This window comes from Photobacterium sp. R1 (assembly GCF_054600795.1).
The window spans coordinates 313,708-326,801 of the sequence record NZ_BAAHZP010000002.1 but is presented as its reverse complement, the minus strand read 5'-3'; the positions used below and the strand labels follow the sequence as shown (position 1 = coordinate 326,801).

The window sequence follows — 13,094 nt, the reverse complement described above, 5'->3', positions numbered from 1 at the left end:
TCCCGCCTTGTGGGCGGCATTTTTAGTCCAAAAGCAGAGGTCATTGCGATGAACCCGAATTTTTTCACGGACTACTTTGCTAAACTCCAGGAAATGAACCAAGCGTGGTGGAAGGAGTTTGATTCCGGCAAGGCAGCCATTAATACCCCGTTCAACAAAGCCATGAGTGAGTTGAACCTGGAAGATACAACGGCCTGGCTGGAAAAGGCATCTGCGCAGCCTGCCGTCATTGCAAAAATTCAGATGGACTGGTTTGAAAGCCAGATGAAAATTTTGCAAAGTGTTACTAAGACTGGAGAAAACCAAGATGTTGTCATGCCAGAGCATGATGACAAGCGCTTTATTGATCCTGCTTGGCAAAATGAAGCTTTTTATAATTACATCAAACAGTCTTATTTGTTATTCAGCAATAAGATGAAAGAAACCATCGACTCGATTGAAGGTTTAGATGAGAAAGCAAAAGAGCGACTGAGCTTTTTCTCACGCCAGGCCATTAACGCGTTGTCGCCGACCAATTTCATTACAACCAACCCTGAGCTGGCAAAACTGACTGTTGAATCGAATGGTCAGAACCTGATTAAAGGGATGGAGCTTCTGCATGAAGACATGCAGTCCAGCGCTGATGTGCTTAAAATTCGCATGACCAATGGTGATGCTTTCCAGGTGGGTGATAACATCGCCAATACTCCTGGAGAAGTGATTTTTAAGAACGATTTGTTTGAATTGATTCAGTATAAGCCGCTGACTGAAAAAGTGAATGCGACGCCAGTACTGATTGTTCCGCCATTTATCAACAAATATTACATTCTGGATCTTCGTGAGAAGAATTCCATGGCACGCTGGCTGGTTGAGCAAGGGCACACGGTCTTTATGATCTCCTGGCGCAATCCTGATGCGACAATGCAGGACGTGGACTTTGATACATATGTATTAGATGGTGCACTGAAAGCTATGGATGTCGTTGAAAGTGTCTCGGATGAAAAACAGATTCATACGGTCGGTTACTGTATCGGCGGTACGTTGCTGGCGACTGCGCTGGCATACAGTGCTGCCAAACGAATGCGAAATCGGGTGAAATCAGCCACATTCTTTACAACGATTCTGGACTTTTCGCAGCCTGGTGAGATTGGTGTCTATATTAATGATCCAATCATTTCGGCGATTGAAGCGCAGAATGAGCTGAAAGGTTATATGGACGGTCGTTCGCTTAGCGTGACTTTCAGTCTGCTACGTGAAAACAGCCTGTATTGGAACTATTACGTGAATAACTACCTGAAAGGGAATAGTCCAATCGATTTCGACCTGTTGTTCTGGAATGGTGACAGCACCAATGTCGCCAAAGCCTGTCACAGCACTTTGCTGCGTCAGTTCTATCTGGAAAACAAGTTAATGGATCCGAAGGGCTATAAAGTCGGTGGCGTTTATATTGATTTGTCGAAAATCAAAGTGCCAAGCTACTTTATTTCAACTCAGGAAGATCACATTGCCTTGTGGCAGGGAACTTATCGTGGTGCACAGGTATTGAATGGCAATTCTGTATTTGTGCTGGGTGAATCGGGTCATATTGCCGGTATTATTAACCACCCGGATAAGAAAAAGTATGGCTTCTACACGAACGATAAAGCCGCCGCGGATCCGGAAAGCTGGTTGGCAGGTGCTGCACGGCACGATGGTTCATGGTGGCCGCACTGGAATAACTGGCTGAATGGTTTCAATACCGAAGAAAAGGTTCCGGCACGAGAGATTGGGAACGAAAGTTACTCAGCAATCGGTGCCGCCCCTGGCGATTATGTGAAACAGACATTACCCATTGAGTTTTCGAATAAAAACTGAGTGATTGGTATTGAATTCATTGCCATTTGAAGTCTGAATAAAGCCAGTGGTTTCCACTGGCTTTTTTTGTATTCATGAATCGCCGTCGATCACGATGGAGATTGCTTCTTGATGTTGTGCTGACGGATGAAAGACGTTCAATGGTCTTTTCTTGAATTAGTGCCATTATCCCAATTCATCTCTCTGTATTTGAACGTTTTATCGGTAATAAAAGCCAACTTTGGAATTGTCCCTATCTATACTGGTGACATGGGGAAGTGAAAGTGGGCACAGAATGAAGCAGGAAAGACAGACGGCTGGCATTACAGGCTGCGAGGAGTGCGGCCTTGTTGTAACTTTGCCTGAGCTTGCACCTGGACAGCGTGCCAATTGCCCGCGTTGTGGTCATCTGCTGATGAAAACAGTCCCACATCCGCAACATCGCACACTGGCTTACGGCATAGCCTGTCTGATGATGCTGGTTCTGAGTGTCAGTTTTCCGTTTATGTCTTTCAGTGTGAAGGGAATCCGGCAGGAGATTACGCTGATGCATTCGGCGGAAATGCTCAGCCAGTTCGAAAATGGACCCTTGGCCCTGCTGCTTTTACTGACCGTTGTGGTGCTACCGGCTTGTTATGTTTCCTCTGTGCTCTACCTGTATTGGCTGTCAGGCAAGCATGGGAAAATTAATCGAGACAGTGTGAATCAGCGGGTGAAACGTCTGTGCAGGCTGACATTACGCATTGAACCCTGGCTGATGGTCGATGTGTTCTTGATTGGTATTCTGGTGAGTCTGGTCAAAATCGCTGCACTGGCTGATGTCGGGCTTGGGATGTCTTTCTGGGCATTCTGTCTTTATACCGTGCTGGTGGTGAAATGCGTCTCTATGGTTGACCGTACCTGGTTATGGTTGCAGTTCGCGCCCATGGTGCCGTTACCTGACGTGAAAGCGGGCGATAGTCATCATTCACAGAATCATATTGCTTGCCATGTCTGTGCCCAGTTGAATCCGCTTCCCGAAAAAGGCCATAACCGATGTTTGCGGTGCGGAGGAAAGCTGCATCCGTATCATCCCTGGAAAAACCTTCAGTATGCCTGGGCATTACTGCTTGCGTCAGTTGTCTTTCTCTTTCCGGCCAATTTTTATCCCATGATGTATACCGTGAGCCTTGGAAAATCGGAGGGTTCAACCATTATTGGCGGGGTGGTGCTGCTCTGGCATCACGGTTCCTACCCAATCGCAATGGTGATCTTTCTTGCCAGTGTGATCATCCCGCTGGCAAAAATTTGTGCACTGGGCTGGCTGTTTATTAAAGCAGCGCGGCATGACGACAATGAAGGACGGAAGGCAATTCGCCACCTGAAGCTGTATCGTCTGACTGAATTTATCGGCCGGTGGTCAATGATTGATATTTTTGTCGTTGCGCTTTTAGTGGCGTTAGTACAGTTACAGAACCTGATGGCGATTTATCCGGGACCTGCGGCTTTGTCATTTGCCTCAGTTGTGATTCTGACCATGCTGGCGGCGATGGTCTTTGATCCCCGGATATTCTGGCAGGATGTGTTGCCTGCTGCCCAGCAGCCTCAGGTCACGTCAGGTCTTCCGACAACAACCAAACAGAAGGAACACCGGATATGAGTGAACAAGATCCGCCGCAGGCTGAAGTCAGTCAAATCCGGCAGTTATCTCTGATCTGGCTGGTACCGCTCGTCGCACTCGTGATTGGTTTTTGGATGCTGATACAGTTTCTGGCCAGCAAAGGACCTGAAATTACCCTCAAACTGACCACTGCGGACGGAATTGAAGTCGGGAAAACAGAAATTAAAGCGCTGAATGTGAAAGTGGGGGTCATCACGGATGTAAAACTGAGTGATGATTACAACTCCATTATGGCCACGGCTCAAATGGATAAAGATGCAGCCAGAATGCTGAAAACGGATACCCGGTTCTGGGTTGTGAAACCACGGATCGGGAAGCAGGGAATTTCCGGACTGGAGACTTTACTGTCAGGCGCTTACATTGAATTGCAGCCCGGCGTGGAAGAAAAAGAAAAACATACATTTACCGTTCTGGATACACCGCCTGTGGCACCTCCGGATGCTAGAGGTCTGCGATTAATCCTGACGCACCAAGAAGCAGGCAAGCTCAGCATCGGAGATCCTGTCCTATATGAAGGGTTTACGGTTGGTCGTGTCGAGAAGGTGAGCTTTAATACCCAGACCAAAAAAGCTAATTATCAGTTATTCATTTTTGAGCCTTATGACAGTCTGATCCGCAAACGGACCCGATTCTGGCTGTCATCAGGAGTGGAACTGAGAATGTCGGCAGAAGGCTTTAATCTCAAAATCGGCTCTGTGGAATCGTTGCTGACTGGCGGGGTGAGTTTCAATGTACCTGCAGGATCTGAGCCAGGTGAACTGGTGACCAAACAACTCAGCCGCTTCAGGCTGTATAACAATCAGAATGAAGTGAGCGAACGCTTTTACGATCGGTATCTGGAATATGTGATGCTGTTCGATGAATCGGTGAGGGGGCTGAATCAGGGGGCTCCGGTGGAGTATCGGGGCGTGCGCATCGGGACTGTCTCTAAAGTGCCGTTGCGGTTGCCAAATCAGAGCAAGGGTTTTTCAAACCAGCAGATTCCGGTTCTGGTCCGCATTGAATTAGCGCGTGTCCAGGAATATGTGGACACTCAGGATCTGCAGGATTTACATGACAACCTGAGCAGCCAGTTCAGAAAAGGCTTAAGGGCATCACTGAAAACGGCAAACTTTCTGACGGGACAACTCATGGTTGATGTTGAGTTTTATACCGAAGAACCTGTGCCCGGTTTACTGACTTATAAAGATTATGATGTGTTCCCGACTATCGCTGGCGGATTTGCTGAGATCCAGAAACAGGTGGCTTCTTTACTGGATAAAATGAACAACTTACCACTGGAAGACACACTTAATGGATTGACTCAGACACTGGCGGCGACGGCAAAAACGCTGAAAGCGGCGGAACAGGCTGCGAAAAATGTCAATGTGCTGCTTGCACAAAAGGACACTCAGGCGATACCGGCTGAGCTTCGAAATAGCCTGGCTCAGATTCAGGCGACACTCAGCAGTTATGGCTCGGAAGGGACGACGTACAGGAATCTGGAACAGGCACTGATTCGTTTTGAGCAAGTGATGAAAGAGCTTCAGCCTGTGCTCCGGCAGGTGAATGATAAGCCGAATTCGCTGATTTTTTCTGACAGCAAGGGCAAAGACCCAATTCCGGTAGCAGGAGAATAAGCATGAATATGCGAGACAGATTTCTGAGTGCGCTGCTTGCTGCCGGTCTGGCTCTGACCGGATGCAGCAGCCAGCCGGAAGAATCGGATATCACAACCTATTTGCTGCCGCAGGCGCCGGAACAAACGGCACCGGGGATTGTGACGCAGCAGCCTTTACTGGTTGTGTCACCGGTTGAGATGGCGTTGCATCTGGCAGGCACCGGTCTGGTTTATCAAACCAGTGAAACAGCCGTGGTTCAGGCACAGCAGAACCTTTGGGCAGAAGACATTGTTCGCCAGCTGACCCGGCGCATCAATGGAGATTTACGGCTCAAACAGTCAAGATACTGGCCAACGGAGCGCTCCGCGGCAATTCAGTCAGTAAATGTGCCCAAGTTGCAGGTCCGGGTCAATGAATTTAATGGTCATTACTCAGGTTCAGCGCATTTCAGCGGCGAATGGCTGCTGGTCGGACAATCAGGGAATCTGAAAACCGTACAGCCATTCAGTTTTCAGGTTCCCTTAAAAGAGCCAGGTTACAGCGCTCAGGTGAATGCACTTTCGGAAGCGGTCAGCCGTCTTACCACACAAATTGCACAACGATTATCATCTTCAGTGCTTTATCAGGCAGAGTGAACGCTGGCAGGTTAGCGGTTTTGTAATCGGTAGTAGCCGTTGATCCAGCATTCTGGCAGTCCTTCGCCGGATGGGAAAGCCAGGTGCTGTTTCTCTATCATCACCGGATCTGCCAGATCTTCACCCGACTGAAACTGCACAGTCACATGCCTTTTAAATGGGTTGGTGAGTGAAGCCATGTCGACCACATCAACCAAATCGCCGCTTTTGGATTCTTTCAGAAACATAGAGGGAACCTCCTGTCTTGGGGTACTCTAATTATGGTCGATTTTATCTTAGTCTGGGAAAAGGGCGTCATGAATGGATAAGTATTACTGGGGCATAGATTTAGGCGGGACAAAAGTGGAATGTGCGGTGATGTCCCGAGAAGATGATCGCTGTGTCTTGCGCGAACGTATTCCCAGTCAGGCGGAACGTGGCTACGCCCATATTCTGAATCAGATTCAGCGACTGGTCTCGCATTGTGCCGAAATGTTAGGTTGCTATCCTTCTGAAATTGGTTTTGGAACACCAGGTGCGCTGGATCCCGCAACTGGGCTGATGAAGAACTGTAATTCAACCGCCTTGAATGGTCAGCCATTGCATCGGGATCTGGCGGATTTACTGAAAGTGAAGGTCCGGCTGGCCAATGATGCGAATTGCCTTGCACTGGCAGAAACACACCTTGGGGTGGTGCAGCAAATTCATCCGGAGGCGGAAGTCGTGTTCGCCATTATTATGGGCACCGGAGTTGGAGCCGGGATTGTGGTGAATGGAAAAGTGATTCACGGCTTGCACGGGATTGCAGGTGAGTGGGGGCATAACGTGATTGAGCCGGATGGCCGGGCATGCTATTGCGGAAAACGGGGGTGTCTGGAAACCGTTATTTCAGGACAGGGGCTGGAAATTGCTTATCATCAACGCACTGGTCATCGGCGACCACTGAACGACATTATACAGTTATCACAGCATGAAGACCCCGATGCTTTGTTTATTCAGAACAGGTTAATGCATTACTTCGGTCTGGCTGTGGCCCAGATCGTCAATGTTCTGGATCCGGATGTCATTGTGGTTGGCGGAGGCGTCGGCAATATTGATTTGCTCTATGACGCAGGCAGAAAGGCGGTCATGCCGCATTTGTTTAATCCGGTGTTCAATACGCCTATCGTGAAGCCAATTCTGGGCGACAGTGCCGGCGTTTTTGGTGCTGCCATGTTGGTGAAGTAGATTTTTTTATACTTTGGATTGAAGAAATAAAGGATATTTCTGCGTAATTATCCAGAGCCCTTGTAAGAGATATCTCACAAGCGCGTGGGAAATAGCGATTATTTTCAGGGGGTGAATGCTATGCTCGATTTTTTATTTCCTTTTGTTTCAATTATTTAAATTGTATTGTGGTTTTTTTGTTTTAATCGACATTAAAAGTGTGATCTCTGTTCGTTGCGAAGAAATCTGAATCAAGTAATCTTTACCCCGTCGGAAGGAACTGACGGAACGGAACAGGAACTGGCCATGGAATTGGCAGCTTCAGGATGAGGCAGGTGCATTAGGATGATGTATCTACAAGGACTGTGAAGGGATATCGGATGGATTCGATACAGTAAGTAGGATGCTTACTGGTCAGGATGACAAAAGGACCGCTTCAGGATGAAGCCAGGGACACCTCCAGGATGGAGAAGAGAGTTGTAGCAGGACGTTGCAACGGGTCAAGGTAAGACCAAATGGAACACCTCCAGGATGGAGTTATAGGGAACGCTGAAGGAAACAGCAGTATCATGGAATGATGCAGGGAGCACTATCGTAGCGGGATTGCTGCAAGTAAGACCTAAGGGCGCAACGAAAGTTGCGCCCGCTCTTTTTTCTGTCCTTTCAAAAATCAGCCGGCAACAACTTGCGGCTTTTGCTTCAGACTCGCCATCAGCATGTACACAGCTGTGCTGGCCAGCGCGATAAAGAAGAAATTCATCAGCCCGTGCGCCTGCACAAGAAAACGTCCTGCAGTCAGAGGCCCGATGACAGAGCCAACACTGTAGCTGAACAGCATGATCTGAGTTGCAGAAACGATCTGAGACGAATCCAGTTCATCGCAGGCAAGTGAAATCGCAACCGGGTACAGTGCGAAAGATGACATGCCCAGCATTGCCAGTCCAATCACCATCACAGAATAACCCTCAACCAAGCTCATGAAGCCTGTGGCAAAAATGCCCAGCAGACAGGCTGCAGCCATCAGCAGTGATTTGCTCATCCGGCAGGAGAGCGCACTGACCACTGGCTGGATTGCCATACCGCCGAGTACAGTTGAGGCCATGAGACCACTGATTTGCTCCGCGTTCAGGCCTTGTAACTGTAAAGAAAAAGGCAGCATACCGTAGATTGAGCTCATCACAATCCCGGAGACCAGACAGCCCAGAACCGCAGGTTTGCTTAAAGCCAGGATCTGTTTTGTGGTCAGGCTGATATGTTGCTCACAGGCTGGCTGAGATTGTTTCGAAACCAGTGCCGGCACAATCGCGATGAATAGCAGTGCCAGAATGCTGAAAAATGGCACCAAGCCTTCGACACCAATAAAACCAATGCCGAATTGCCCTAGTGTTCCGCCCCCATAAAGTGCGGTCATATAAAAGCCCAGGCGTTTGGCACGTTCTTTCTTACTGTCGCCAATCAGCAACCAGGATTCCACAACCACAAAAATACCAGCGACAGCGACACCGGCAATCAATCGGGCAACCAGCCAGACCCATTGATCGGCCATGACCGGCATGATGATGATCGTCAGCGCGAGCATGAGCAGAAATCCGATGAAAGACAGCCGGTGTCCAATACGGGCCACAACATTTTCAACTAGCAATGCGCCAATCAGCAGACCCAGATAAAAGATACTGGCCAGCCAGCTTGCAAGTGATGCAGGCAGTTCATAATAATTTAACGTCAGCGGAATCAGGCTCATCAGATAACCCGATGCAATCGCAAAAGCGGTCAGTCCGGCAACGGGTACAAAAATACCGCCAGACTGACGCGCAGCAGTGATTTCACTCACTACACTTCTCTCCAGATTTCAGGGGGCAGACCCGAAAAAAGCTGTCTCGGTGACAGCGATAGGTCCGCTCAGGGTTTTGCAGGATGTGTTACAGGTCATCCGGCTTTGTTGTGGCCCGGTTCCCTGCAAATTTTCGGTGAATATGGACTGAAAAATGGGTGAGGTAAAATGAGAAAAAGTAATATCCAAACATGGATTTTCTCACACTAAATATAAGGAAATGGCTGTCTTTAGAGGTATGTGTATTACATCAGGTTATTACCATGTTAAATAAATGATTTATTCAATTTTTTCATGTGCTTAATGAATTTATTTATTGCGTGAAGCTTATTGTTTAGTAATGGAATGATTTGTGATCATTCTATTGTTTTTGTTTAAAAAACGTACAAATTGAATAGGCTGGCTGAAAATAAATTTCGTGAAAAATTCTGATGTCGGGCAGTGGTTGATTACACCTTTTGGTGCAGCGCTTCACTGAAGCTGTGCATAGCCGATTGAGAATCAATGAAATAGGGCAGATGCAGAATGGAAAAAACATTTAAAAACAATGAGATGAAAGGTTGGCATGATGTGTGCTTTTAGATAGTCAGGCTGCGATGGTGATATTCTTGTAATCTGACAGGTTTAGATTGGAAGTGATCTCCGCATCATCGCGGACTACTGAGTGTAGGTACATTTTGTCAATGATTGACTGGGGTGCTGTTCCGCGTAGCGGGGGAACAGCACCTTTTTTTATTTATCTTTTGTTTCTCAGGTAACGCTTACGTCGTTCTTCTTTGTTCTTGGCTTTTTCAGCGGCTTTCCGTTCATTCTCAATGGCCACATCAATCAGTTCCTGAGTGATCATTTCCGGACGTTCCATGGTAATTTTGCCAAGGGTGCCGTTACGCAGCTCATTGATCAGAATTTCTGAGGCTTTATGTAAATCAACTTTACCGCCGGAGCGCAGACAACCGCGCTTACGTCCAATGGCTTCCATCAGCTCAATGTCAGTTTCCGGCAGTTTATCGTCCAGTTCATAACGCTGCTGAATCAACTCAGGGTAGGCGTCTTTCAGATACTCAATGGTATAGAAGGCCACATCAATGTAATCCATGGCGGTATCTTTCACTGCACCGGTCGCAGCCAGACGGAAACCGCTGTGCGGGTTTTCGACTTTTGGCCACAGAATTCCCGGCGTGTCAGACAGGACAATGCCGTTTTGCAGGTTAATGCGTTGCTGCTGGCGGGTTACCGCAGGCTGGTTGCCGGTGACAGCAACGGATCTGCCAGCTAGAGTGTTGATGATGGTCGACTTACCGACATTCGGAATGCCCATAATCATGGTCCGAATGTTCTTGCCCATTTCTTCACGGCCCGGCGCAAGTTTCCGGCACAGTTCCAGAATTTTATGGACTTCATTCTGGTTCTCCGTCGTGATCGCCATTGCTTTCACGTTGTGTTCTTTTTCCAGATGTGCAATCCAGTGTTCTGTCATCTCAGGATCGGCCAGATCACGTTTGTTCAGCACTTTGATCACCGGCTTATCACCACGAATTGAGGCAATGAGCGGGTTTTCACTACTGAAAGGAATACGTGCATCAAGCACTTCAATAATGACATCGACTTTAGGAATGGCTTCTTCAATTTCTTTACGGGCTTTATGCATGTGCCCTGGAAACCACTGGATACTTGTGCTAGACATTTGAAAAATAAACCTTTTTGGTGTTGCCTTGTGGAAAGCAAAAACTGAAGTATAAAAAAGCAAGGGAAAACCCTCTTACTGTTTTAAACCAGCTAGCTTGCAACCCGTATGATTACAGCCCACAAGTCGCGTTGTTTTTTGTGATCTTAACACTAATCCGGTAAGGCATGGTAGGCGGGCGGGTATAATAGAGTAAGCTCATACCGAAATCAGCATTGGCTGGAAACGCAAAGATTGACCCAAAAATTTTCCTTGAGCGGCGTCTCACTCAGACATACACTGCTTTGTAGTTTTAGAAGTAGGCAACCTGATGTCCTGGCATGTGATTCGTATTTTCTGGCTATCGTTTTTAGCGCTGGTATTTCCTGCGCAGGCGATGGCGTGCCTGGACGACAAAGGCGCTGCGACAACAGTGAAATCAACTGTGATTTCGCAGTCGCAGCTGAATGATGCTGTTCTCTGTGAACATGAGACTCAACATCAAAAACCACAGAATCCGTCACCGGTTTCGGAAACTCACCACTCCGGATACGCGGTTGCAATTCTTCATTCCTATCGCTGGAATATTCCAGACCGAAACAATCTCCATGACGGTGAGCCGAATCTTCTGGACACGCCGCCGTTCTATCCCGTGTCTGATCCTCGTTTGCCGTTGTGTTTAGTTCGGCAGCCAAGTTACGCCTCGTATCAGGATTTTCCCACTTCCTATCGTCTTTCCGGCTGGAAAGAAACCAACGCTATGTATGTGGCGTTGAATAGCCAGTACTTCAGCTGATATTCCCTTTCAAATAGGTGACGTTGTCACAATTCTTATTTTTTAACTCGGCATAATGACGCTGAGGGGATATTGATGAAGAAAAATAATTCTAGAGCATCGTCCAGGGTGCTGAACCACTATGCTGCGTGGAAGTACGTGGTACTGGTGGTCACTGTTGTCATTCTGGCACTCAGTGCTATTCCGACCTGGTATGGTGAACAACCGTCAATCCAGATTCAGTCTGCCAATCCGGGCGGTGCGTTCGGCAATGTTGTCAGTGTGAACAGATATCTGACAGCACAAGGCGTTGAACCACAGGAAATTACACAGCAGAACAATCAGATGGTACTGGTTTTCGGCAACGAAGCTGAGCAGTCTCATGCGCGTGAAGCACTGGATAAACGGGTTCAAGACGGCGATAACATCACATACTCGTACGTTTCTGTTGCACCAAAATGGTACGGAAAACTGGGTTTCAGTCCGATTAAGTTAGGTCTGGATCTGCGTGGAGGTGTGCAGTTCCTGCTTCATGTGGACGTCGACAAAGCGTTTCAGGAGCAGCGCGACACCATAGTGGATGACGTGAAGGACATGTTGCGCAGTGAACATCTGCGATCGGTCCGCATCAGCCGGCAAGGCAGTGACGGATTCAGTGTGACTACGAAATCAGAGGCTGAACTCAGTCAGGCCAGTCAGTTTGTGAAACAGAATTATCCGGGCTGGGATGTAAAACGGGGTTCAGGCAGCCTGACTGTAACGCCGACTAAACAGAATAAACTCGATTTTCAGTCGGCGACGCTGCAACAGAACCTAAAGATCATGCGGGATCGTATCGAAGAGCTGGGCATTACCGAAGCGCTGGTTCAGCGTCAGGGTGAAAATAGCATTCGTATTGAGCTGCCGGGTGTACAGGACCCGTCACAGGCGAAAAAGGTCATTGGTGCGACTGCAAGTCTGGCGTTTTATGAAGTCAAAACCGGCTCAGAAGCCGTTTCCGGTGATGATTTGGTCTTGAAAGACAACAGTGGCAGAACCGTGGTGCTGAACAAACGTCCGGTGCTGAGCGGTGATCACATCGTCAATGCCCGTGCCGGCGCCGATCAAATGGGTTTCTCTGAAGTGAATATTTCGCTCGATCATGCCGGGGGCAAGATGATGAGCGATTTTTCAGGCAAACACATCGGCAAGCGGATGGCGACCGTTTACCGGGAATACAAAACCAATGCGCGGGGAGAAACTGAGCGCAGCGAACGTGTCATCAGTGTGGCCACGATCCAGTCGCAACTGGGGAATCAGTTCCGTATTACTGGTGCCGGCTCAACAGAAGAAGCACAGCAGCTTGCGCTGTTGCTGCGTGCCGGATCTCTGACCGCGCCGGTGACGATTGTTGAAGAGCGAACGATTGGTGCATCACTGGGGGCGGAAAATATTGAGAACGGTTTTTCTGCACTGGCATTAGGAATGGCAATGACGCTGACCTTCATGGCGTTGTGGTACAGACGCCTCGGATGGGTCGCAAACGTGGCGCTGATGGCAAACATGGTGTGCCTGCTGGGTTTGATTGCGTTGCTGCCAGGGACTGTGCTGACGCTGCCGGGTATTGCGGGTCTGGTGCTGACGGTGGGGATGGCCGTCGATACCAATGTACTGATCTTTGAACGGATCAAAGACAAACTGGCAGAGGGCCGCAGTTTTGCTCAGGCGATCGATCTCGGTTTCAGCAGTGCCTTCAGTACCATTCTGGATGCTAACATCACCACAATGATTACAGCATTGATTTTGTACTCGATTGGTAACGGGCCCATTCAGGGCTTCGCGCTAACTTTGGGACTGGGTCTGCTGACCAGCATGTTTACCGGCGTATTTGCTTCACGCGCATTGATCAATCTGATTTGGGGACGCGACAGTCGTCGTGAAGTGAGGGTATAA

The 13,094-nt window shown here is 48.4% G+C and carries 10 protein-coding genes; 7 read left to right on the top strand and 3 right to left on the bottom strand.

The genetic code is table 11. From position 1 onward, the window contains the following. The first annotated feature begins 48 nt into the window (after positions 1 to 48). From phaC to ACYP03_RS04430, 4 genes are all read left to right on the top strand, one after another. A complete protein-coding gene (gene phaC, locus ACYP03_RS04445; RefSeq protein ID WP_459778650.1) occupies positions 49 to 1,833 on the top strand; it encodes a class I poly(R)-hydroxyalkanoic acid synthase in 1,785 nt (594 codons plus the stop codon). Between the two features lie 274 nt (positions 1,834 to 2,107). Further along, positions 2,108 to 3,451 carry a PqiA/YebS family transporter subunit gene (locus ACYP03_RS04440; RefSeq protein ID WP_459778649.1) on the top strand — a complete coding sequence of 448 codons (1,344 nt, stop codon included), beginning with the start codon at positions 2,108 to 2,110 and terminating at the stop codon, positions 3,449 to 3,451. Then, on the top strand, positions 3,448 to 5,091 hold the full coding sequence (gene pqiB, locus ACYP03_RS04435; protein ID WP_248142575.1) for an intermembrane transport protein PqiB: 1,644 nt from the start codon (positions 3,448 to 3,450) through the stop codon (positions 5,089 to 5,091). Before ACYP03_RS04440 ends, pqiB begins: the two co-directional genes overlap by 4 nt. Positions 5,092 to 5,093: 2 nt before the next feature. Next, positions 5,094 to 5,708, top strand: a complete 615-nt coding sequence (locus ACYP03_RS04430) for a PqiC family protein (RefSeq protein ID WP_459778648.1) — start codon at positions 5,094 to 5,096, stop codon at positions 5,706 to 5,708. Positions 5,709 to 5,719: 11 nt separating this feature from the next. Here ACYP03_RS04430 and ACYP03_RS04425 read toward each other — a convergent pair whose 3' ends face one another. Next, a complete protein-coding gene (locus ACYP03_RS04425) occupies positions 5,720 to 5,935 on the bottom strand; it encodes an acetyltransferase (RefSeq protein WP_248142573.1) in 216 nt (71 codons plus the stop codon). Between the two features lie 73 nt (positions 5,936 to 6,008). On the opposite strand from ACYP03_RS04425, the gene ACYP03_RS04420 reads away from it, so the two are divergent. Continuing rightward, complete coding sequence (locus ACYP03_RS04420) at positions 6,009 to 6,914, top strand: ROK family protein (RefSeq protein WP_459778647.1); 906 nt, start codon at positions 6,009 to 6,011, stop codon at positions 6,912 to 6,914. Between the two features lie 649 nt (positions 6,915 to 7,563). Here the strand turns inward: ACYP03_RS04420 and ACYP03_RS04415 are convergent. Both ACYP03_RS04415 and ylqF read right to left on the bottom strand, forming a co-directional pair. Then, the gene (locus ACYP03_RS04415) at positions 7,564 to 8,724 is read right to left on the bottom strand and encodes an MFS transporter (protein ID WP_459778646.1); all 1,161 of its coding nucleotides are present in this window, start codon (positions 8,722 to 8,724) and stop codon (positions 7,564 to 7,566) included. Positions 8,725 to 9,460: 736 nt separating this feature from the next. After that, positions 9,461 to 10,408 carry a ribosome biogenesis GTPase YlqF gene (ylqF, locus tag ACYP03_RS04410; protein WP_459778645.1) on the bottom strand — a complete coding sequence of 316 codons (948 nt, stop codon included), beginning with the start codon at positions 10,406 to 10,408 and terminating at the stop codon, positions 9,461 to 9,463. A 310-nt stretch (positions 10,409 to 10,718) separates the two neighbouring features. Here ylqF and ACYP03_RS04405 point away from each other — a divergent pair, with 310 nt between their 5' ends. Both ACYP03_RS04405 and secD read left to right on the top strand, forming a co-directional pair. Beyond that, a complete protein-coding gene (locus tag ACYP03_RS04405; protein WP_459778644.1) occupies positions 10,719 to 11,183 on the top strand; it encodes a hypothetical protein in 465 nt (154 codons plus the stop codon). A gap of 75 nt (positions 11,184 to 11,258) precedes the next feature. Beyond that, positions 11,259 to 13,094, top strand: a complete 1,836-nt coding sequence (gene secD / locus ACYP03_RS04400) for a protein translocase subunit SecD (protein WP_459778643.1) — start codon at positions 11,259 to 11,261, stop codon at positions 13,092 to 13,094.